Source organism: Parabacteroides goldsteinii (genome assembly GCF_020091425.1).
GTDB lineage: Bacteria > Bacteroidota > Bacteroidia > Bacteroidales > Tannerellaceae > Parabacteroides > Parabacteroides goldsteinii.
In genome coordinates, this window is record NZ_CP081906.1 from 2442652 (window position 1) to 2467116 (window position 24465).

17 protein-coding genes are annotated in these 24465 nt (G+C 48.4%); 1 reads left to right on the forward strand and 16 read right to left on the reverse strand.

What is annotated here, in order from left to right:
- The gene (locus K6V26_RS11225) at window positions 1–888 is read left to right on the forward strand and encodes an AraC family transcriptional regulator (RefSeq protein ID WP_007656161.1); all 888 of its coding nucleotides are present in this window, start codon (window positions 1–3) and stop codon (window positions 886–888) included.
- On the opposite strand, the gene K6V26_RS11230 is transcribed toward K6V26_RS11225, so the two are convergent.
- The 16 genes from K6V26_RS11230 to K6V26_RS11305 form a co-directional block, all read right to left on the reverse strand.
- Window positions 885–2708, reverse strand: a complete 1824-nt coding sequence (locus K6V26_RS11230) for a glycoside hydrolase family 127 protein (protein ID WP_224265831.1) — start codon at window positions 2706–2708, stop codon at window positions 885–887. The genes K6V26_RS11225 and K6V26_RS11230 overlap by 4 nt on opposite strands.
- 151 nt (window positions 2709–2859) lie before the next feature.
- Window positions 2860–3483 (reverse strand): lipase family protein, encoded by a 624-nt coding sequence (locus K6V26_RS11235; protein WP_224265366.1) that lies wholly within the window; start codon window positions 3481–3483, stop codon window positions 2860–2862.
- The gene (locus K6V26_RS11240; RefSeq protein ID WP_224265367.1) at window positions 3483–3797 is read right to left on the reverse strand and encodes a hypothetical protein; all 315 of its coding nucleotides are present in this window, start codon (window positions 3795–3797) and stop codon (window positions 3483–3485) included. Before K6V26_RS11240 ends, K6V26_RS11235 begins: the two co-directional genes overlap by 1 nt.
- A gap of 14 nt (window positions 3798–3811) precedes the next feature.
- Window positions 3812–4639: a caspase family protein gene (locus K6V26_RS11245; RefSeq protein WP_195437957.1), complete on the reverse strand. Its 828-nt coding sequence runs from the start codon at window positions 4637–4639 to the stop codon at window positions 3812–3814.
- 227 nt (window positions 4640–4866) lie between these two features.
- On the reverse strand, window positions 4867–5640 hold the full coding sequence (locus K6V26_RS11250) for a DNA-binding domain-containing protein (RefSeq protein WP_224265368.1): 774 nt from the start codon (window positions 5638–5640) through the stop codon (window positions 4867–4869).
- Window positions 5641–5665: 25 nt separating this feature from the next.
- Complete coding sequence (locus tag K6V26_RS11255) at window positions 5666–8602, reverse strand: fimbrial protein (protein WP_224265369.1); 2937 nt, start codon at window positions 8600–8602, stop codon at window positions 5666–5668.
- Window positions 8589–8912, reverse strand: a complete 324-nt coding sequence (locus K6V26_RS11260; RefSeq protein WP_007659123.1) for an HU family DNA-binding protein — start codon at window positions 8910–8912, stop codon at window positions 8589–8591. Before K6V26_RS11260 ends, K6V26_RS11255 begins: the two co-directional genes overlap by 14 nt.
- Complete coding sequence (locus K6V26_RS11265; RefSeq protein WP_224263220.1) at window positions 8912–10795, reverse strand: hypothetical protein; 1884 nt, start codon at window positions 10793–10795, stop codon at window positions 8912–8914. The genes K6V26_RS11260 and K6V26_RS11265 overlap by 1 nt, the downstream gene beginning before the upstream one ends.
- Window positions 10796–10820: 25 nt before the next feature.
- Window positions 10821–13619: a hypothetical protein gene (locus tag K6V26_RS11270; RefSeq protein WP_224263221.1), complete on the reverse strand. Its 2799-nt coding sequence runs from the start codon at window positions 13617–13619 to the stop codon at window positions 10821–10823.
- Between the two features lie 46 nt (window positions 13620–13665).
- Window positions 13666–14580 carry a FimB/Mfa2 family fimbrial subunit gene (locus K6V26_RS11275; RefSeq protein ID WP_224265370.1) on the reverse strand — a complete coding sequence of 305 codons (915 nt, stop codon included), beginning with the start codon at window positions 14578–14580 and terminating at the stop codon, window positions 13666–13668.
- Between the two features lie 37 nt (window positions 14581–14617).
- Entirely contained in the window at window positions 14618–16228 is a 1611-nt protein-coding gene (locus K6V26_RS11280; protein ID WP_224263223.1) for a DUF3868 domain-containing protein, read from the reverse strand.
- 13 nt (window positions 16229–16241) lie between these two features.
- Complete coding sequence (locus K6V26_RS11285; RefSeq protein ID WP_262905141.1) at window positions 16242–16748, reverse strand: DUF3575 domain-containing protein; 507 nt, start codon at window positions 16746–16748, stop codon at window positions 16242–16244.
- A gap of 583 nt (window positions 16749–17331) precedes the next feature.
- Window positions 17332–18570 carry a site-specific integrase gene (locus K6V26_RS11290; protein WP_224265371.1) on the reverse strand — a complete coding sequence of 413 codons (1239 nt, stop codon included), beginning with the start codon at window positions 18568–18570 and terminating at the stop codon, window positions 17332–17334.
- A gap of 177 nt (window positions 18571–18747) precedes the next feature.
- Window positions 18748–19605, reverse strand: a complete 858-nt coding sequence (locus tag K6V26_RS11295; protein ID WP_195439594.1) for an Rpn family recombination-promoting nuclease/putative transposase — start codon at window positions 19603–19605, stop codon at window positions 18748–18750.
- Window positions 19606–19861: 256 nt separating this feature from the next.
- Window positions 19862–21202, reverse strand: coding sequence for a dihydroorotase (locus K6V26_RS11300; protein ID WP_224265372.1), 1341 nt, complete (start codon window positions 21200–21202; stop codon window positions 19862–19864).
- A gap of 66 nt (window positions 21203–21268) precedes the next feature.
- Window positions 21269–24424, reverse strand: a complete 3156-nt coding sequence (locus K6V26_RS11305; protein ID WP_224265373.1) for a glycosyl hydrolase — start codon at window positions 24422–24424, stop codon at window positions 21269–21271.
- Window positions 24425–24465 lie beyond the last annotated feature (41 nt).

Consider the following 24465-nt stretch of genomic DNA (forward strand, 5'->3'; position numbering starts at 1 on the left):
ATGAATAAACACGCAAATAATCAAATACGCTACCTGACAATCGGAGCGTCTGATGAAGACTGGGGGATTACGGTCACCACGATCGGATACCAATTCATTCCACCCCAAAGTCAATATCCGTTATCCGGTCATCCGGACAGTTATAATTTCAAACCGCAGACAGGACGTATCCTGAAGGAATACCAGCTTGTCTATATAACGAAAGGAAGCGGCTACTTCTCTTCCCAATCCTGCAAACAGCAAAAGATAGAAGCCGGCACCATGATCCTGCTTTTTCCGGGAGAATGGCACAGCTACTATCCGGACAAAGAGACTGGATGGGATGAATATTGGGTAGGATTCCGTGGAATACATATCGACAAACGAGTGGAAAAACGTTTCTTCACGAAAGAAGAACCGCTTCACAGAATCGGTTTAAGTGCTACTATTGTAGGATTATATGAAGATATACTAAAGTTTGCCATGCAGGAAAAATCCGGATACCAGCAGATGATATCCAGTATCGTCCTTCATATAATGGGTACTGTTTATTATAAGAAAAAGAATGGCGCTTTTACTAATACATATGTAGTAGACAAAATCAACGAAGCCCGTATCCTGATGAAAGAGCAGGTGGAAAACCCCGTGTCGCCGGAAGAGATCGCCTCGCAACTGGGACTGGGATACTCCTGGTTCCGCCGTATGTTCAAAGAATATACCGGCGTGTCTCCCGCTCAATACCAGTTACAGCAAAAACTATTGAGGGCAAAAGAACTCCTGACAGGAAGTAACCTGAACATATCGGAGATTGCCTACAGCCTGAAGTTTGAAAATGCCGGTCAGTTCTCGACCTTCTTTAAAAAGAAAGAGGGCGTAACGCCCTCCGAGTTCAGGGAAAGAGCACATTAATACGGTTTATAAGGCGCATGCATCACATTCAATGTCCTGGGCAGCCATACACGATAACGTTGTGACTTGTCCCAGGTATTGCCTGCCGATGCAAAGTCACAGAAATGAACAGGACGTGCGGCACTGCTTCCTTCCAGATCGGTCCCCAGGATCAAAGGTGCCGTAAATGTCATCCAGGCAAACTCCGGAGCTTCGACTGGAGTCAGTTCCACATAACCGTCTTTGCTTACAACGACAGCCGTCTCATCTATAAAACCATCATTAAAACGGCTGTCACGTGCCAACACCAAAGGTCCGCGGACAATAGCCTGCGCCTGATTCATCTCAACCAGGCGGGCACGCAGGTCTAACCGCACTGTTATCCGGTCTCCGTCTTTCCACTTCCGGGTAACCGGCAGATAGGCTCCTTGTAAAACGCCCTCAACAGATTCACCGTTCACCTGTACCGTTGCCAGGCTGCTCCATGCCGGAATACGTAATGCGATTGTAAACAGACTTTCCTTTGCCGGAGCGACTTCCAGCGTTATCTCATCGGTAACCGGATAGTCAGTCACCTGTTTCAGTCTGACGGTCTTTTTCCCCGGAAGAGTTATATCCGCTTCCGACTGTCCATAGAAATTCACCCGGATACAATCATCCTTCACCTGATAGGCAAACTGTGGGATCATGGCGAAAGCCCGCGGTCCGTTTGCATTACAGCAATTGATATGCATGCCGCATTGCTCCTCTCCTTCATGGCGGCAACCTTCCAGGGGACTGTATTTGGCAATCTGCGAAGCATCCGCCTTCAAAGAAGCCATCAGGGCATTATAGATGGCACTTTCCATATAATCGGCATACAGGGAATTACCGGTCATCTCCAATAAACGGTTACACAACTGCATCCATGTGAATGTAACGCAGGTCTCCATCGTATGATAAGTTGGGATTGTCTGGCGAACTCTGCCACTGTACCAGCATTCAAAAGCACTCCCCGACCCTGCCACATTAATTTCTTCCTGTATAATATGCCCGACAGTCTTTTCCACAACAGACAGATAAAGCGGATTGCCGGTCACTTTATGCAACTCCAGCAGACCTTCATAGCAGGACATCATTTCATAGGCTTTCTGCCCGTTTTCGCGTGAGAACCATGTTTTAGGATGCGGAAAGCGATTGGCTACCGGCACACCGGCTATCGCTTTACTGATCAGCTGCGGACCTTCCGGTGTTTCCCATTGTTCTACTATATATTTAGCATAATCCAGATAACGGTCCTCTTTCGTCCGATTATATAAATACATCACAGGTTCCAGAATAGAAGAACTGGGCATGCCTACATAATTTCCGGTCGAAACGATATTTACCTTACCGGGACCAACCTGCGTCATTAAATGATCTGCCACACGGCAGGCAGAAGCCAATGCATTCTTATCACCTGAAAGATCATACCAGGCAACCAGTCCGAGAATCGTATATTTTCTGCCCCAGACATCCCATTGTTTCAACTGTGCATCCGGTGCATAATTTCCGATATATCCGTCGGGAGTCTGGGTTTTCATCAATGCTTCGGCTGCATTCTTTATGATCTGGTAAAGCTCCGGATCCTTATTATATCGGTAAGAAGCAATGGCCCCCTGTATCCATTTCCCCCAGAACTCCGATTGCCAGCGCGATTTCTCCTTCCGGTGCCGAAACGGTTCCACCAGATGATCGACATCCTGCGCTTTCACACGATGCTCTATACAATCGTCTATGCGCCCTCCGACATAACCGGATATTTTAATATGCGTAACAGGTGAATTAACGGGGATTTGCGACAGGACCGACATAACAGCCATACACAACAAAAAAGAAGGAATAACTAATTTCGCTTTCATAATATATCGATCTAAGAATGGATGGTAGCAAAAATAGTTATTCCCCTATTACTCAGACTTGCAAAAATGACAGAATATGTTTCATTTTTGATAGAACCATTCCCTCACGATATTAAAGAAGTGCCAGGCAACTTCTCACATCATTCAGTGAATGACCGTTACTTTTACCTTTCGGTAACACTTGCCGGTAACCCACCAAAGCACCAAAAGCAGAGACCGGATCTTTTTTCGTCACATAATGTACGACGCTGTCCATAACCAATTGCAAGTTCGTATTTGCTACCCCCGAAAGTGTAGACGATGACAAACCGGCAGCATTGAACCCTATTCCTTTTATCCGTTCATGAGCCTGTGCAATATTGGTCGTCACGGCAAACTGGGCCAGTCCCCCTCCTAATGAATGCCCCGTCACATAAAAAGATTGATCCGGATAAGTATCCAGAAATAAACGAACCAACCCGACAGCATACAAATACATTGTATCGGCCGCCAGAAGCTGATGTACATCCGTCAATATAGCCCCCACCTTCGACAGTTCCGTCCCGGCAAAAGCGATAACGATGCGGTTTTCATATTTCCCCAACCAGACCTTAAATCCGTTCATCAGATGCAACTGGCCGGTCAGTTCGTCATAGTCAGCCATCTTCAGGCTTTCAGGCAAATCTCTCTTTTTAAGGGGAGACACCTTTTGGCTGAAGGTATATCCTGTATAGGCATATTCCGAACATTCGACCATCAAAAGCGCTTCAGCCGGCGTACAAAATGATTGTAAAGGAATATACGGAGCAGATTTTTCATTAAATCGACCGTCCCGGTTAAAACGCCCAGGAGGCCTTTATCCTGCATATCCGCACTATTCTGTATAGTTGCATCCTGTACCTCCCCTTCCAGCTTCTCTCCTGACAATTCCTCGTAAAGAGCCCTCATTTCCTGCTGTATCTCTTCCCGCTCCAGCCGGTAAGCCGGATCTGCTTTACTTATAACGGCCAGCTGATCCAGCCTGTTATTCAGGGATAGAAGAAGATCTTCCGCTTTTTGAAGTTTTTCCATTTGTGTATATTCAATTATATTGTTAAAAAACTTTGTTCCAGAAAAGCTGGTTCAAGCTGTCCTGTTTCATAGAAATTAGGTGTTTGCTTTCCTTTTAACCTCTTAACCAGTTCATTTGTAATTTCTTCATGTAAGGATAAATAATTTATAGAAGGTTTCTCGCTCAATACCTTCAACAAAGCGGTAGTAAACGCACTGTTCTCATCAAAAAGAAAAGCATAGGACGATTGTTCATCCCGACAACCGGAAATAAGCAAAACCCCGGCTTGTACCTCTTTTTCACTAGCACCCGCCTCTTTCAACTCAGAAGCCAGATTATCATAAAAACTCTTGTTTTTAAAATAGGTTTTCCTTACATATTCTGCCGGCATTTCCTTCTTTACACAACCCTCTGGTTCCGATTCTCCAGCAACAGCTTTGGTTACCGTTCCGCTATGACAACTATCCGAAATGACAAGAATACGGACATCTTTTTTAAATTCTGACCACAATAGATGTAACTCATCATCGATCAGTTCGCCGTCATACAGACACCAGGTTTCATCCAACCCATCCTCTTCATCTCCGTCCATATCCGGTAACTGACCACCATGTCCGGAATAATAGACAAAGAGGAAATCTCCTTCAACAAGTTTCCGGGAAGCCTCCCTGATAGAGCCAATCACATTGTCTCTGGTAACATCGTTCCCCTGGAATATTTTTGATTCCAATCCATTACCCGATGCTATCTGGTAAATTACTGACGCATCATTTTCCGGTTGACCTAACGCTCCGTCCCATCCATCATAATGAACAGGATCTACATGGTTTAATCCAAATACAATTGCATAACCTTTTGACATATTCTTTCAATTTTAAGTTAGATTATTATGTGCATGCAATATAATCTGTTTACTTGTAAACAAACAATTTGTTTTGTAGACAACTGAATTTGTTTGTGAACAACAAAAACAGCGTCGCCCCGCAACGCAATGCTGCGTCGTGGCATGACGTAACGTTGCGTCGAGGGGCGACGTAGGGTTGCGCTGTGGCACGACGTAAGGCGGCGTCGCGTCACAACGCAGGAAGGTTATTCGATTTCGGGACGGTCACCGCCGCCACTGCCGCCGTTGCCGACGGTTAATGGGCGTTCGTACTCGATGGTACGAGGTTCTTTCAACAGGGTTGAGTTGTTGGAGAACTGGGTGACGATGCGTAAGGTGTACTGACCGTCTGCCAGGTCCGAAGGGACACGGGCCAGGAGGCATTTCGGGTCGTTCGTTGTCAGGCGGCGGGTGACGGGATGTTCCGTGCCGTCGCTGGCAATGAAGAAGACACCGACACCTGCGGCTTCACCGGATACACGGATCTTTTCGCCTTCGATACGGATATCGTCACCGGGAGTGATGGTATCATTGGAGAGGCCAGTGACCGTATTGATAACTAAGCCGATATTGGCACCGCTATCCTTCACCGTCAGAACTTCTACTCCGACATGACTCAAAGCTTCGCGCATTTCAGAAGAGAGCGTGATATCGAGCGTCACCTTATGTTTCTCCGGGTCGAATTTAGCACTCGAGCCGATCCATGGACCTAGCACACGCGGGGTGTATTGGCACGTTTTCGTTAATACACTGTAACCGTCCATAACCGCTTCACGGATGATGCGGTCATGCTGGTTAATGATTGATAACAAGGTATCGTACTTGTATTCCGAACCTTCATTTACTATCCGCTGCGCAATGTCTTCGTTACGCAACGAGTTTTTCATGGTGGATACTTCGGCTGTGTAGTCGTTATCCACATCTTTTGTCAGGAGGTTCAGGCGGAGCCAGACCTTCCAGAATTTGGTGTAATTTGCCATAATAAACAATTTAATGAATAAAAAATTAATTATCTGTAGAAGAATTATAAGTTCTCACACAACGAAAAGCTAAATCATTTGTTGTATAACCCAATACATAGCTATCTCCATATGATACATACATAAAATTCCCTGCCCCATCAATTGCCAGATAAGGAAGACCTGCCCCTTGCATATAATTCCTAACTGCAGTTGATTTATAAGGATGTTCACCCGTATTCGCTCCAAAGGTTTGTCCGGACATAGCTCTACTTAATGTACCCGCATTCATTGATGTCCAACCTGACGGGCACTTACTTTTCCATGTCGAATAATTCACAACAGCATTTCCCACTCCTACATTTTGTGACATCCACATCCAAGTAGATCTATCGCCGGGGTCTATTGTTAATAAAGAGGGAGGAGCATCATGTCCTAGAATATTTACAGTTATATGTTCCGTTTTTATATTCATTTTTTTTGTTTGGGCAGACTTTGCAGCAGTAAGAGTTATTACTCCTGTTTTACGTCTTGTATTACACATATCGGCAGATATATAATTATACATTGTCACTTTGACTGTCGTTAATATATCTCCATTTGAAAGTGTTTGTGTCGCAGTCTGTGACGGAGTATTTATCCAGCTGGTATTATCTGATGCCGTTATGCCAAAAGGCGAGCGTACTTTAAATTCAAAATAATTTCTTTGAGTAGGAAAATAAACGACACTGGGAGTTGTAGCCGTTATAGAGTTTTCTAAATAGCTATAACTATTGCTTCCGTAGAAATCCTGTAAACGAAGACCTTGTAGTTTCTGATAAACTGTTAGAGATATACTTTTGGTTTCATCCAGTAAGTTCTGTATTTTTATTGTTGCAGAAATATTTTCGGTACTAGTACTAGAAGCCTGTTTAAATGTAATCTCCATTGTATTATTTGTCGTTCCGGGAATTACAGTCATCCAGCTTGGTGCATTTACTACCTTACAACCTCCTAAAGAAAATACAGTCAATTTCACAGTGGAATTATCATTAAACAAATACATCTTTTTATTGGCTGCATCGTAATAAGACAAACTTCCAGATGAAGTTGCGATAGTGGGTTGAGCTGTTATGATCTCCGGATTATTGGCAACCATTTTTACTGCTATTTCTGTTATCTTACTTTCGTCAGACAAATTGATCATTTCTAATTTTGTTTCATCAAACGCAGCTTTGGGAAAAGGATCCGGCAAAGAGGTTAACGTAAATTTGTAGTTTCCACTTGTCTCTGCAATTGTAGCGGGTGAAACCGTTAACCAGTCAGGTAGATTGTCTACCTTTGAACCAATTGCGGAAAAGACTTCCATTTCAATATCAAAAGTTTGTACGGCCTTCTTTACATCAAAAGTAATAACCTCATCAGCATAGGATGCACCTGTTGAAGAACTTACAACCCGATCAAATCTAGGAGCGGATATAGCCTGAACCATCATAATGCTTTCTTTCGCCGATATTTTGTCGGTAAAACGGAGATATGCAAGGGGAAAATCGGTACCATGATAATCTGTGTTTAGAGAAATTGTATATTCACTTGCACTGTTTTCGGCTTTTGTATTTATCACACCATCAGGTCCGGTAATCTTTAACCAGTCATGATCTTTATCATTATCTATATAATATTTGGATACAAAATATCCTGCGGCTGAACTGCCGGATATTTTAAAATCAGTAATCTCATCCAAAGCGACTGTTATGGTACGTTGTGTTTTATTATATTCTACTCCTGTTGCTGTTCCAACAATGAGTCCTTCTCCACCCGCTTCCCCACCCGGTTCATAATCATCTATATTACCTTCGTCCGTCCAGTCTTCCACATTGATCGTGAAGTCAAGATGATATTCGTCGGCTTTAGTAATATTGACCGTGTAGCGGTGATTCTGGGATACTTCTATATAGTTGCCATCTCCTTCGGGTTTGAAAGGCACTTTATAAGTGACCGGGACATTTTCGGTCTGGTTAGTGGCATAAGTCCCCGATAAGATCAGGTAACCACCATCTCCCATTGGACTGGGCCAGGTATAGAAAGCGCCAAGGCAGTTACCTGCATTTGCTTTCTCTCCATCGAACGGGCGGGCGGGATAGGTGATCAGATCGCCGGCAGCGGCTGTCGGCAAAGTACCCGTAACTTTTAAAGGAAAGAAACTTACTCCCCGACGGCCATTCGCCATACTGACCGATTGGATCGTAAACTTAGAGGTGGCAGCATCATTCACGATATCGAAACGCGCCACCGAACGGGTCAGGCGGAAACCCAGTTGCAAACGTGCCGAGACTGAGAAATCGGTCAGGTCGAGCGGCGTAGCATAGGCCCCGGTCATGGGCAGCGGGGTTTTTAGTATGTCGGTTGCCGATGCGGGGTCGAGTTGGATACTTTTGAAGAGCAGGAAATCGGACTCGGTCGGAGTTCCTTCCGTGACGGTGTTACCCGGTTGTCCCGGATTCGATTGCACGAGCGGAATAAAGCCATTAAACACGGTATCAGTGGCCGGATCGATCAGCTTGCTTTGGTTGGCGATGCAGTAGAGTTTGACAAACAAGCCTTTCTTCAGGGATAAAAGGGCATTCGTCTGTTTGCCGTCGCTACCGACTGCCGTCAGATCGAGAGGCGTCACATCATTGCCCGACGGCATCTCCGCACCGCTTTCGCGATAGCTGAAACGTTCCTGATAGGTGTAGGTTCCATTCTCGGTCGTACTGCCGAAGACGTAGATGTCGAGCGACGAGATTTTGTTCTCATCGGCTGTGGCGATCGCATCACCGGCCTTGGTCTTTACGACCGACAATTTGTTTTTAAGCGTCAGCATCACTTCACGGCGGGCCTCGCTTCCGGAGGGGTCCGGAGCAGACGTCCGGTGCTGTTCCTCCGTCTCGCTGGTGCAGGACGCCACAGAGAGAAGCAGGGTAAACAGGCTGATTCCATATAACTTATTAAATAGTCTCATCTTTATTTTCATTTGTTGATTGACAATCATTCTTTTTCTCGTTCAATGCGGCCAGCAGGAATTTGCCGGGCTTGAACTTCACACTGACACGCGCTTCGATGCGGCAGGTCTCACCCGTTCGGGGATTACGTCCTGTCCGCTCGGTCTGGCTCCAGGCAAAAAAAGTACCGAAACCTTGCAGCGTGAGCCGTTCACCGGACTGCAATGCGTCCGTGAGAACGCCCTCCCAGGCGTTCACAATCTCAACGGATTGGGATTGGGTCAGGGAGAGGCGTTCGGATAGGGATACTACTAAATCGCGCTTATTCATCAGATGGATGGGGAGGCTTCTTTTAGTTTCACATTCACTGTTGTTTTCGCACCTGTTGCCGTAGAGGTAAACGTCAGCGTAGTCGTGTACGTCGCATTATCCTTTGCCGTCGGCAACGTTATCGTATAGACACCTTCGGCTTCCGCAGAGCTGGCGGGAGATACCTGAATCCAGTTGTCCGCCGAAACAGTACTGCTTCCGGTCTCGGGCGATTCGCCCGGTATGGCAACGGCAGTCGCTTTCAGCTGGATGGCCTGTCCGTCCTCATTCAGGAGCGTCACCGTCCGGGTGGCCGCATTGTAGGTATTGTTGTTACTTTCTTCTTCCACCAGGCTGATCTCCGGACCTGTCTGGTCTTTCGGTACAACGATTACATCCAATGTCTTGCCGCTGGCTACATTGGTAAGCTGGATGGTTACCGGGCGGAAATTGCTCATGCTGCCGATACCGTCCGCCGTCTTATACGTAAATGTGGTAAGCATGGAGGCTTTCGTCGTGTTCGTCCTCTCACCATCTACGACCAGCCATTCGTCACCACCGGCATAATCCAGTTTTTCGGTGATGCCCTCCACCTTCACATTGTTCGATGCGATGGTAAAGGCCAGTGTTTTCGAGGCTTCGGTAGTCATCATCACCCTGCCGTCCGCGAGCAGTTTCACTTCCGGGCTATTGCCTGCATCGGCCAGGGCCAACGCATCTTTGGAAAAGTCGTTATCCGGCTTGTAATTGTCGACTGTGCCCTCGTCCGCCCAGTCAGCCACATTCAGCGTGAAGTCCAGATGGTATTCGTCGGCATCGGTGATCTTGACCATGTAACGGTGGTTATGCGCTACTTCGATATAGTTACCCGTCTCGTTGCCTGCGGGTTTGAAGGGGACCCTGTAGGTGACCGGGATATTGTCGGTTTTGTTGGCGGCATAAGTACCGCTCAGGATCAGGTAACCGCCGTCGCCCACCGGACTCGGATAGGAATAGAAAACACCTGTTCCTTTGGGACTCGCGGTTGTCTGGTCGGCTACATAGTCGCGGACCGGATAGGTGATCAGGTCACCGTCGGCAGCCGGCTCGGTTCCCAGGACCTTCACCGGGAAATAGGTGGCGCCGGTACGTCCGTTGCCCATACTCACCGATTCGACGGTGAACTTCGATTTCGACGCATCGTTCTCCACATCGAAACGGGCGACCATACGGGTCAGCTTGAAGCCCAGTTGCGTACGGGCGGAGACGGAGAAGTCGGTCAGGTCGAGCGGCGTGGTGTAGGCGCCGGTCATAGGCAGCGGGGTTTTCAGGATATCGGTCGGCTCGTCGGCTTTCAGGACTGCGGTATGGAGCGCCTTGAAGGCTGTCTCGGTAGGCACACCGGGAGTGACAACGTTATCCGGCTGGCCGGGTTTCGTCTGTACCAATGGCTGGAAGCCGGCGAACTCTGCACCGGCAGCGTCGATCAGTTTGGTGCTGTTGGCAATACAGTAGACTTTGACGAAGAGACCTTTCTGCATTTTCAGCAGGGCGGTCGAGTTATCGGCTCCCGTATTCAGGGTGAAGCTGGTGGCGTATTCGCCGTCGACAATCTGGCGGGCGTCTTCACGGTAATAAAACTGTTGCAGGAAGGTGTAGTCGCCTCCCTCCGTCTTGGAACCGAAAACGTAGACGTCGAGACTGTAGATATGGTTTTCCTCCACCGTGGCGATCACATCGCCGGCTTTCGTTCCGACAGGGCTGACTTTCAGCTTGTTTTTAAGGGATAACAGGACTTCACGGGTGTTGTTTGCCGATGCCGTGCCTTCGTCGGGAGGCGTCGGGGGTTCCAGTGTGTTTTCACTGGTGCAGGCGGCCAGCAGGAAGCTGGCGGCGATGCTGGATAGTTTATATTTTATGTTCATGATTCTTTTTTTTGTTATTTACAGTTTATTGTTTCTTCAACGTAATCGTTTTATCACCTCCGCCGGTAATCGCATTCGTTACAGTGATTGTTATATCATTTGTAGCATCTGCATTTACAGCCGTTGCTGCAGAAATCGTAATTTCTGCCGTACCATCTTCCGCTATAACAGAAGGAGGATTCGCAATGCCGGCCCAAGTACTGCTGACATCCGAGACAGCAATAACGGAACCTTTATAACCTTTGATTTTTACTTTGATTGTTCCGTATGAATCTTTAAAGGTTGTCCCATTTACATTAATATCATCACCCACTATCGTTCCTGCACTGGCTGTATCCAACGTTTTCTCAAATGTTATCGCCGGATCCAACCAGGTTATAGTCAGTGTTGCCGTACGGGTTTCATCACTGCTGTTTTTAGCGGTGATAACCGTTGTGGCTCCGGCTGTAAACTGGGTGGCATCCGTTACTTTGACCTCGTAATTATCGTCAGATTCTTTAGTCATACTCAGACCGGTGACACTGGCAAAGGCGGCTGCTTCATCACAGGTCATTTTTACATACACCTTACTGCCGTCAGCTTTATACATGTCGACTGTTGCTGTGCTTGCGTCAGGGAATGAGACCGTTCCGTTGAAGTCGCTGGCTGTTCCTGCTGTGGCGGCTTCCAGTTTGGGTTTGCTGGCGGCCTTGTTCAGCGTGACGGTCAGGTTGGCTGCTCCCGCCAGGGCATTGGTAAAGAGGATGTCGAAGTCATCGAAGTTGGCTGGAGTGCCGCCTTTGGCTGCAACCGTATATTCGGCATAACGGTTACCGTCGGTATCCGCCCAGGCATGGCTTTCGGTGATTGTCAGCCACGGACACTCCAGGCTTCCCGCTGTAAGGCCTTGCGGGGCATTTACCTTGAAGGTGAAGTTTCCGGTGGCCAGAACGTCCAGGTCGACCTTGATCGTATTGTCGGTCACATCAGCGGCATTGTTCGTATCGGTTCCTTCTTCCATGGTCATGCCCGGTTCGGCCAGGGTTACGGTCAATTCGGTTTTAACGTCACCCGCTTCCTTGTTCTTGAACGTGATTTTCTGTTCGTTACCTACCAGTTCTGATACTTTATTGATCTTTACCGTATAAACAGTCGTATAACCATTCGTTTCACCTGCTTCTGCAACAAATCCGGCAGGGACTTCCACCGTTACCCCTTCGATACACATGGCTTCCACTTTGATAAGGCTGTTATTGAGCTTATACATCGTGGCGGTAGATGCTGCGATATCCACTGCGTTTCCGGTACTGTGTCCGTTTACTACCTCTTTCAGGGACGGGGCAGCCAGCGGACCGTAGAAAGTCAGGGTAGTCCACAGGTCGGGATCGTAAGAGGCAGCTTCGTTGATGAAGGTAACGTTTACAGGTTGTTTTCCCGTTGCGTCGGTAGATTTGAATACGAATGTCGTATACCATATGCCGTCCTTCTCTTCGTAAGTCGGGGCATCGAAGGTCAGCCACGCATCGGGTGCCACATCGGCTTTGGTTGCCGGGGCTTTCTCTGCACGGATTTTACCGGTGGCAGCGAGGGTTGTCTTAAAGGATTTTCCATCCACTACCTTAAATTCAGTGGTGGAAGTTGTTCCCCCGGCATAGGTTACTGCGACCGGGATATCCGCGATATTGCCTCCGTCGGCAGCGGTAAATCCGGTGGCGACATCGAATACAGGTGCATCGTTACCCGGTTTGACTATCACACCACCGCCCGAAGTCCAGTCTTCCACTTCGAAGGTGGAGAAGATGTTTGATTCGGTCACGTCCGTGATGTGCAGCTTGTAACGACTGTTGGCGTTGATGGCGATGTAATTGGCAGGCTCTGTAGGGGTGGCGTCTTCAGGGGTTTTGACGATAGGGATGTTATAGGTCACATCTATCGGCTGGCCTGTAGACGGGCTGCTGTAGGTACCCTTAATGATCAAAAAGCTCTTATCCGTGGCCAGGTTCGGATAAACGTAAAGGGCACTTTCAAGGGTTCCCTGGTTGGCGTTCTCTCCTTTGTATTCGACGTCGGCATAGGTCATCACACCCGCAGGAGGCGTTACCTCCGCCAGTGCCGCACCAAACAGGGAGGCGTTCGGACGGCCCTGTCCCAAAGCGATATGCGTGATGGTCAAACGGGAGGTCGCCGTCGTATTGTCGATGTCGAAACGGGCAACGACACGTTTCAGCGTAATGGCGACTTTAGAGACGCTCCCGCTGATCTTCGTTTTCTCCATTCCCGTCATGACCAGGGGAGTTTTGATGATACCGTCCGCTGCCAGACTGGCCGTATAGGCGGCTTTGAAATCGGCCAGGTCGGTTGCCGCAGCGGCATTCTGGGGCGCACCGTTGGCATCGACCGTTACGGCGGTCAGGCCGCCAAAAGCATTGCCGTCACCTTTAAAAAGGTCGTCCTGGTTCGCCACACAGACCAGTGTCAGATACGGAAGGCCTTTCAACTCTCCGGGTTTGATAGAGGCCTTATACGAAGAGCCCGACGATTGAAGGAGGAACTGGTTTCCGGTAGGGGTTGCCTCCGTCTTCGACCAGGTTTCCATGTAATAATACTCGTCATCACCCGCTTCTGCCGACGACGAGGCAAAAAGATAAACCTTCAGGTTCTTTATCTCATTCTCACTGTTGGAAGCGATGGCCTTCGTATATTCCTCGCTCTCACCGCTCCCGCTGAACACCAGCTGGATCTCACCGCCGGCACCGGACGGACTCTCCGTCGTGCCGTCATCGTTTGTACAACCGCTTCCCAGGCCGGACAGGGCCAGAAGCAACATTAAATACGTCTTTTTCATAACTACTCTTTTAAAGTGAATACTATATGTTTAAAAATCTCTTTCCTTAGCCAATCGCACCGCCTTCGTCCCAATCCGATTCCGTTACTTCCGTGACGATGATCTTATCGGCATAGACCGTGACCAGGATTTCGAACTCCTGCTCGATATTACGGTCCATATCCATCGGTTTTTTAGCAAAAAAGCGATACAGGTCCAGATCGCCGACGATACGTTCGTCGTTACGCCACAGGCTCCATAACTGGTGCGTGCCCGAGGTATAGCGGAAAGTGACGAACTCGCCCGTCACTTCGCCGTCGTAATTCATCGAGGCACGTGTCTCGTGATTGGTACGTGAGGTGCCGATGTATGGAACCGCATACGAACCGCCCCCCGGCTGTTCCTCACTCTCCCAGCCTTTCACAAAGCCGTATTCCGAGGCGATCCCCTTCATCCGCATCCGGTAGGTACCGCCTTCCGCCGGCGCATCCGCCATCCATTGCACCGTGACATGCAGCGAGGCATGGGCATGCGAGAGGTAAACACGGCGCCGGAAGCTCCGGCCTTCCTCCACGCGAAACGTCAGGTTGCCGTAATACAGCCGACCGGTGTTCGTCCGGTATCCCGCAGGGGCACCGGATGTGACGGCGCTCAGCTCCATATCGGCCAGCTTCTGTCCGGATTCCGGCTCTATAGCCAGGCCGTCACTGCCGTCGTCCGCCAGGTTGCCCCAGAGGACGACCGTATATTCACCCGCCGCCAGGTTGCCCTGCCAGCCGCGGATACTGTCGCCACGGAGAGGTTCGACGCCCAGCAGTTCACCCTCGCTGTCGAACAGGTACTGCCGGAGGTTATCGACGTAGACCGGCAGCTGGTTCTCGCTACCGCTGCCTGCATACCAATAGTCCAGGCGGGTATTGTAGGGACAAACGCCGGGTTCATCTCCGAAAGTGCAGCTTGATTGCAGTACTGTCAGTATCATAAAAATCAAATGCTTGAAATATGTCCGGGACCGTTTCCTATTCATCGCTTTCCAAATAACTTTCAGCTATCTCCAGATTCTTCCGCGCCTTGCGGGGTTCCACACCCACCGCCTTACGGAACCACACCGCCGCACCGGACAGGTCGCCTTCCATCAGCGTCAGCACGCCCAGGTTGTTCCAGGCACGCGGGTCCGCCTCCACCTTGCGCAGATAATCCCAGCCCGATGTAAGGTCGCCCGTCAGCATGACAGCCGAGGCCGCATTCACATTCGCCACCACATCATCCGGAAAATGAAAGGCGGCTATCTCGTAGACTTCACGGTATTGTTCCGTCCCGGGACGGTAATAGCGTGCCACGGCATATATCTCCTCCAGGCTCAGCAGGTCGGGATGCGTATAGATCAGTTCTGCCGCTTCGTCGCCCTCCACTTTGCGGACATCGTATTGAACGACAACCTCTATACGCCGCAGCTTCGGAAAGTAATGGCGCATCATCTCCCTGTAGGGCGTCCCGCCCTCTAAATCCATCAATTGCTTTTCACGCCCGTTGAAAATGCCGTAACGGCGGATCACCCGGAGCACGGCATCCTGCCACGAAGGTTTTTCCTGCCTCATAAGATCGGACAGTCCTTCCCAGTCCTCTGCCACCGAAGAAACTTCCACCAGGTTGCGGGGAATGCCGTATGCATTCCGCAGGTAATAGGCAAAAAGCCCCGAACGCGCTTTTGCCAGCCGTTCATTGTCGCCGTAAGGACCGTCGGGGGAAGAATAGCCGCAGATACGGATACGCTCCACCGAGGTAAAGCGGTTATCCTGCAAAGGCACCATGATACGGTCGATCTTATCGATCTCTTCACGGTTGTTTTTATAATCAGGATAAATATCGTCCTTGCCGATCGGGTAATCGAAATAGAGCACGGCACTCTCGGTATGGCGTTTGCCGGACCGACCGGTTTCAGGATGCAGATAGGATACCATCGACTCGTAAGCGGTCACATCGACGGACTGTTCCCGCACCCGATGCGGGATCGCAGGGGCAACGGCCCGATCCTTCGTATTTTTTGTCATATTCGCCCGGGAAAGAGGACGCTTCTTCTGCGATCCCGTGTCAGGCACGGGAACGGGAGCCTCACCAATCGGTTGCGGCACATGGTTTAAGCTGAGTTTACGTACCAGCGTATCCACTCCCAGCAGTTGGAGGTCACAGCAATCTTTCACCTCCTGGCAGAGTAATAAAGAAGCCTGCTGCATCCACGAGGTGTAAGGGACGGACATCCGGTAAGTTATTTTCTTTGATCCCGTATGCCGGGTATCGCGGATGCGGAGATATGGGACGGAAGATTCTTTGCCGGCAGACAGGTACCGTTCGCGGCGGTCCTGACGCTCACGGATACGGCCGCTGATAATGACAGGGGGCAAAGAAAGAAGTTGTTTGGACGGTCCAAGCAATTGAGGGGTAAAAATAACGGCTGTGCTTGCGGACACATTCACTGCCTCCAGGTCCATATCGAGCAGCAGTTGCAGGCTGTCGTTACGCACAGAGACCTGCTGCGGCACGACACGGATATGCTGCGCGCCGGCAGGCAACGCAAAAAGCACCAGGCAAACGGCCCATACATATATATTATAGAAGAAGGTATGTTTCATCGGACAAGTTATTTTAGCGCAGAAAATAGATGACTGAAAAACCGATACGTGTCGGGCCGAAATAGCTACGGCTGTAAGAACCGGATGCCTCCGCACATTCGGCACATTTATATTTGGTATATTTCATCGAAACATAACCGCCGCCGATCATCGCCTCCAATCCCCAGCGGTTACCGACCGCCCAGTGATAGCCATAGGTTACGCCGCCGCCGTAAAGGTCACCTCTCAACACATGGTCTTTCAGGCCGGAGATAAACGGAATCATGCCGACATTGAAATGACCGTAATGACCGTGCACCCCGAAAAAATGCCCTTCAAACTTGCGACACGGCCAGAAGCGGACTTCCGGCTGTATCAGGTACAGGTTCAGACGCATATCATCCGGAAACTTCCAGGCGTTATAGGCACCCCAGATATCCATGGTGAATTGACGTCCCATCCCGAACTCCACACCGGTATTCGGAGTGGTGGTCGCCCAGAACAGGAGATTCGTTTTCAGTGCGGTTTGTTGTCCATACATATTTGTCGTTAGCAACAAACAACCGGTATACAGCAGCGATAAGTAAAGAACCCTATACATTATATTAATACTAGATTTGGTAACCGTCAGAGGGATTCTGTCTCTTAGGAAGAGACGGAACAGGGATACACAAAAGGCACAAGAATCAGGGATTTCAAACTGTTTTATGGTGCCATACTGCAAGAGCAGAACACTCAGGGACAACATCCGGAAAACAAAACGGGAAGATGAAAAAAAGGAAAAGTAGAAAAGTGCTTGTTTTTCAAGTTTTATCATTTAGCATCCCTGCCGAAAAAAAGAGATACAACAGGAAAACAAACAGTAAACAACAGATAATCAATAGATAACAAACAGAAAAAGAAGCAAAAAGACAGACATAGAAAGACCGGAGAGAGGCATGAACAACAGGCCTTCTTTCTTAAAAGATGTAACAATATTCAGTAAATACATGAATATTAAGGCTAGTCATATGGAAAAACACCGTACTAAATGGTGCAAGTATAAAAAAGAGTTAGTACATTTGCAAAGTTTTAACACTGACTGTCACCGACGGACCGTCTCTTCCTAAGAGACAGAACACACCTCACAATACGACTTTATAAACAGGCTTTGATTTACAATTCCTCTTATGTATCACGATTTCATTGGCACGATCCACCCGCGAGGTATCCAGGAGCGCCATATAGATACGGGTCGTTTTAACAGACTCATGTCCCATACCCTGTGAGATAAGTTCTTCCGGTATCCCTTTCTGTGCGGCAACGCTGGCCCAGATATGACGGGCAATATAAGTCGAAAGGTCGGCCCCGACCAGCTTTCCCAGTTTCTTCAAACGCTTGTTCTGAACACGAAGCGCACTCTGATAACCGATATAGTCCGGGCGGGAACCCGTAAGGACTGGAAACAGGAAAGGACCGGATACATATTGGTAACGGGCAATCAGTCTCCTCATTTCGGGTAGCAGACGTATCTGCAACTCCTGCCCGGTCTTGCGCCGGATATAGACGATCTTATCCCCCACGATATTCTTCCGCGTCAGCTGAGCCAGATCCACAAAGGCCATTCCACAGGCATAATAAGAGAACAGGAACAGGTCGCGTGCCAGCTGCAACGCAGGCGACAGAAGCTGCAAAGCGACAAGACCCAGGATCACATTTTCCTGAACCGCACGTTTGCGCGTCTTTTCAATACCGGTATGGACATTACTGAAAAGCTGCGGGATGGCTTCGACAAGGTTATCCCTTACCGCCCGGTTACGGATAGCCCGGAGCACGCGAAGATAGAAAGAAACGGTATTGGCACAAACTCCGGAACTGAACAGGTAGGTCTCAAACTCTTTCAAAAGCGGCGCGTCGATCTCGTCCAGCCTGAGTTCGCAGCCACCCCGGAAATGCATAAAGGCATTCAGCGTACTCTGGTAATGCCTGGCCGTTTCATCCTTGCCCTCCCCTTGCAGCACACAGATCTGTTTCTCCACATATTTTGTCAGGTTGGCTACCGCAAAACGTTCCTTACACGCCTCCACTATTTCATCCGGAGTAAAGGAACCCTTTTTCTCCTTCAAATAGATTACGGACCGGACTGTCCGGCAATCGCGGGAAAACTGCTCACGAATGGCATACAATTCTTTTGACCGTTCGGAAGTGCTTTCACCCGGGATATTGATTTCCTCCCTGCCTCCGTCCCACTCTTCTTCGGATAACTGGTACGGCAAAGCCATCTTCCGGACCTCGCGGCGATAAATAATCTGCACATAGAGCGGCATCCGCTTCCCAGCCTCTATCGACTTACGCCTTTTTACTTTTACTGATACATTATACATACTGGTTTCATTTTGTTACCTAATATAACAAAATGAAACTGGTTCTGGGTTGTTCATAGGGCGAACTTATAAAATGAATAAGAATGGATTGAGCTTTATACCCCCCAATAAAAATCAGCCAAGTAATCCGGATGACCGGATACTTGGCTGATTCCATATAATATAAATATAATTGAATTACAATTCTTCTATCTCTTCCACCGACACCCCTGTACATTGGGCTATCGTTTCGATATTAATTCCCTGCTTTTTTAAATTGGCTGCAATAAGGCGCTGTTCTTCTGCTTTACCTTTAGCCTCACCTATTCTGATTCCTTTTTCCAGTCCTTTCTCTTCCGCATAGTCTATCGTATTCTTATAATCCCGATAGCGTTTCAGGGCTTCATCATACAGGATACGTTCATCCTTGCTCAGATTTGCCACATCCGCCACTTCAAGCAATTTGTCGAAAACGGCTTTGCGTGCCTTAAAAGGCATTCTTTCTAATGTATCCATATGCTTTAATAAATATAACCAACATTCAAAATCTGTTTCACAATCATCCGCTTCTTTCGTAAACCAGGGTAACTCCAGATAGACCTGGCGAATCTTGTCGCTAAACATACGCCCCGTATCACGGTCTGCCAGTATAACATCTGTGCGGAACTTGGAGTTTATCCCTATCTTATAGTTTAACAGAAATATGCCGTATACCGGACATAAACCGAACTTCCAGTCTTTCCCCTTTTCTCCTTGATTACTGATTGCCCGTGACAAGTAATAAATACCACGGTCGTAAAAATAGGGTTGGGCCCCGTTTTGCATCTCGACCACGAACAAGCCTCCTTTGTCATCCCTGCAATGAATGTCGAATATCACTCCCCGGTCCTCTATGGTTTCCGGTTGCAGGATAGGATTCTGAAAAGTGATGTCAATGATATGACGTTCACCTTTCAACAACTCATTCAGAAAATCAATTAATAACTCTTTGTGCACTTCCTGACCGAATATACGGTGAAAACCGAAGTCGGTAAAGGGATTGATAAATTTTCCCATAACTAACAAATTTTGGTTGCCTCCCAAATAGCAAGAGGTACCGCAAATATAGGGATTATTTCAATCGGCAAGCATTCGGATAAGACTTTTTTGGACAATCCGGTGTATTACTTCTAAAGTACGTAAATGGCACGCAAATTAAACAGATCTACACAAATAAGAATTGCTTTCAGAAATATAAATCTGTGTTCATCTGTTTAATCTGTGTCATCTGTGTGCCATAGTGAGACATTAGGGAATACCCGCATCAAAAAATCTATATATACCGTACTTCCATCCCCCGGACTTCGTCGTTTATGACGCCATTGTCATACACCAACTGCCCGTTGACAAAAGTCTGGCTGACACTATGATGGAAGGTAGTCCCTTCAAAAGGTGCCCATCCGCATTTATATACTATATTTTCGGGAGCCACCGTCCAGTTCTTCTCCGGATCGACAAGGACCAGGTCGGCATAATAACCCGGACGGATATAACCGCGCCGGTCGATATGGAACAGGTCTGCCGGCATATGCGCCATCTTTTCCACCACTTTTTCATACGTGAAGCAACCTTCTGCCACCATCTCCAGCATGGCAACCAGCGAATGCTGAATCAACGGACCACCCGAAGCCGCTTTCAAACAACTGCCCTCTTTCTCCGATAACAAATGCGGAGCATGGTCGGTCGCTACGATATCTATCGTATTATCGTTAACGGCATTGCGCAAAGCGATACGGTCTTCCAACGTCTTGATAGACGGATTCCATTTGATTCGATTACCGAACTTAGCGTAATCGCCGTCATGGAACCAAAGGTGATGCACACACACCTCGCCGGTGATCTTCTTCTCGCTCAAAAGAATCTCATTACTCAGCAATGTCAGTTCTTTGGCAGTAGACAAATGCAGGATATGCAAACGTGAATTCAGACGGGTAGCCAGTTCGACAGCTTCGGATGAAGAGGCATAACATGCTTCCTCGCTTCTGATCTTGCTATGGAAAGAGATGTCGAGATCTTCGCCGTACTTGCCTGTATAATAAGCTATATTGCGTTTGATCACTTCTTCCTTTTCCGCATGGATGGCGATCAACATATCCGCTTCACCGAAGATACGCTCCAGGCTCTCCTTCTTATCCACCAGCATGTTGCCTGTAGAAGAACCGAGGAACAGCTTCAACCCCGGCACACGGCTACGGTCCAGCTTACGGATCTCGTCCATATTATCATTCGTTCCGCCGAAAAAGAAAGAGTAGTTGGCGGCAGATGTTTCCGCTCCGCGCTGCAACTTCCATTCCAGGTCGGCTATCGTGGTAGTCTGAGGCTTGGTATTTGGCATATCCATAAAAGAGGTGACACCGCCAGCTACGGCCGCACGGCTTTCACTAGCGATGTCTCCTTTATGTGTCAGGCCCGGTTCGCGGAAATGTACCTGATCGTCGATTGCTCCCGGTAACAGGAGCTTTCCTTCAGCATCAATAACTTGTACATTGGAGGCTGTTTCGGGAACAACTTCCTCGAACACCTCTGCTATTTTATCTCCATCAATAAGGACCGAGCCTTTAAACATACGGCCTTCATTCACAATGCGAGCGTTTTTTATCAGAATCTTATTCATATACCTTGTATTTTATTTGTTACAAATGTACATGATTCTATTCAAAAACAACGCAGGCAGGAGCGGTTATTCGTAAGAATAGGCCTGTATTTCCACCGGTCCGATCAAACCGGACGATTGCAAAGGCGAATCTGCATTCCAGGGATTCACGTTTGTCCAGGTGCCGCGTTCCTTTTCAGGCAACGAAGCGTCACCGATCAGGCGGTTCCTCCAGTTATTCACGACTTCCACTTCGATCAGGTTCTCCCCTTTACGTAGGAAGTCTCCAACCGGCAGGCGGTAAGGGGTTGTCCATACGCCGCCAACATACTGTCCGTTGATCTTTACTTTCGCCATGACCATCACCTTGCCCAGATCCAGATAAAGCGCCTTCTGAGGCAGCTCATCCAAGGTGATCCGGTTGGTATAGATTGCTTTTCCTGAGAAATAGCGGATGGACGGGTCTGTACTTTCTGTCCAGTCCTGCAATGCCGGGAAGGTTACAGCTTCTTCCGGTCCTCTTTTTCCCTTTTCAAAATCGACTTGCCAGGGAGAGGTAACGGTTGCCAGAACTTCTTTGACCGGATAATTCCGGGCAGTTGTTTTCACCGGCGTGCCTTTTTTACGGAAGATAATAAAGGAGCTTTCAAAGCCTTCGAGACGAACCGGCACGGTAGTTACTCCGTCGGCACAGGTGAACTCCGGCAAAAGGCGTATCTCTGCTGTCAGCGGATTCCACAGTTCCGGCAATTTTCCGGCTACACGGAAGGACGGGTTTATATCAACCGGATTTTCACTTTGATTCGAGATAAAATAAATATCACCTTCATCCGTAGCACGGTGGATAAACAAAACAGGCGTACCGGAATTAACACGCATATCCGGTTTGACGTTCAAGGCTTCCAATACCGGTTGCAGGGAAGTTGCCGGCATAAACAGACGGCCTTTACCTATTGTCCGTACGGATTCTGTCTGGTCGCCCCAAAGCTCGGAAGCCAGTGCCTGCACTTTCCGGTCGGCAGCCGGATAATCACTCAGGCTCGGAGAATATTTCGGAGCAGGCCCTATCACACAGGCACCTGCCTGCAACAGTTCCTTTATCTTCTGCAAAATTTCCGGACGCATGTTTTCCAGTTGGGGTAATACCAGCAAACGATATTTCATTCCGCTTGGCAAAACAATCCGGCCGTCTTCCACCGATGCCCGCTGCAACAAAACTTCCCCATTAATATAATCGAAGGAATAGCCGACAGGAAGTTCAGGCGTACAGATACCGGTCATCTTCGGAGCATCCTCACCGATAAAGTAAGCTACATCTGCCACATAATCGCCGCGTTGCAACATGAAGTTACATCTTTTCAGATAGCCGGTAAAGACATCCATCTGGCTGAACCAGGTATTCTTCCGGTTAAATTCATTACCGAACCAGGCATCCAACCCCGGTTCGCGATCTTCAAACGGCTGGTGGATATATACATGCAGTAAAGAGCTGTTTATCCCTTCCGTAAAGAAACGGTCCCCACGCTGCTTCATCTGATACGGATAGCGGCCAAAAGCAGGTCCCCCGCTTGTAAACGACTCGGCCCAGACACGTCTCTTGCCATAAATATGCCCGCAGGAAGAAGCCGCCCTGTTCTCGATATCCCCCAGGGAACCTTCGCTCCAGAACTCGCCGGCTATCTCGTCGGACTGGCCGCCATATTGCAGGAACTCGCCGGGGAATCCCCAATGACCGTAATTTTCCAGCCAGGTTGTCAATCCATGCTGATGACAAACATCACGCAAGCCACCTACATAATCGTAAGAAACACGGTCGGCTATCAAACGGCGCAAATCCCACAGGAAGCGGTCTGAAATATCGGGATTACCAACCACTGTACCTTCCAGAACCGGAAGATACGGAACGGGGTCATATCCGTAACGTTCCTTAAATACGCTGATCATATCGTCGGTCCAGTTCTGTCCTCCGGTTTCATAGCTATCCTGAACAACTACCTTAAATGTTTTACGGTCAGCCTCCGGAATGCGTTTCAGTATATCACCGATAAAGGCATCAAAATGGAAAGCGACATGTTTCTTGCTCATCTTATCGATCTCAGGTCCTGTAGCTTCGGGAGCAGCCGGCGAGTTAGTTACACCTGTCGGCAACATAGCCATCCGGCGGATCACCCACTTACCTTCGGGTACTTCCCAATCCAACACACCGTTCTTTGAAAATTCAGTCACGTTCTTTATCGCATCCGGCGAAACCATCAAAGAGGCATCACTAACGGCAGGCTGTTTTTCCCAGAGATAGTCATCCCACATAGGGAGCGGGGTCTGGAACATCTTAGCCAGCGATTTCTCCGGGTAGCGTTCCATCATGGGAGAAGATGTAAGGGTTACATTTCCGGCAGCCTCTCCTTCTTCTGACATTTCCAGGCGGAACTGTGAAGCGGAAGTCTCCGGAAGGGAAATAACGACCGGCGCATAAGGGACAAAGCCTACATTCAGTGCCGGGTTACTACGGTCGATCACGAATTGTCTCAGCAATTCTTCCTTTCCTCCTTTTTTCACCCACAGCTTGGCTGTCGTTTTAAAAGGTGTATTTACCCGGTAGATCAGTGTACGGACGGTTGCTTCCTTATCAAAGACCAGAACGGAAGAGGACGATTGCCCTGACTTCTTATTTATCGCCCAGCTTTTTTCCGCCACTGGCTTATCCAATGCCGGATAAGCGATAACACAGACGTCCTGTTCATCTTTTCCAACGGAAGGTAGCGTCAGTTGCATACGTCCCGGTCCGGCAACAATCGTATCTGAAGAGGCCAGATAACGCATAGCCTGTGAACTTTTTACCCACGGACCGCCGGACTGGCTCCATCCCGGACTGTTGAATATTCCGATTTCTATATTCAGTTCCGTGGCTTTCTTCAAAGCGGCATGCAGCACTTCCCACCATTCGGAACTCAGCAGTTTATGATCGCCGTAAGGGATGCCATCGATACCGATATTCCCGATAAACGCACGATTAATACCAGCCACTTTCATGGCTTCCAGGTCACGTTCCACCCCTTCTTTCGATATATTATCAGAAATCCAGTACCAATAAACACCGGTCTGTACACTATCGGGTATTGAACGGAAGCCTTGCTCGATACTGGCAAAGGATGGATGATTTGCAGACGTCTCTGTCTTATTACATGACAAAAGACCTAAACAAACAAGAATACATAAAGAGAATAAGTGTGTTATTTTCGCCATAATACATGAATTAAGCAATTACATTGATCTTACATGCAAGC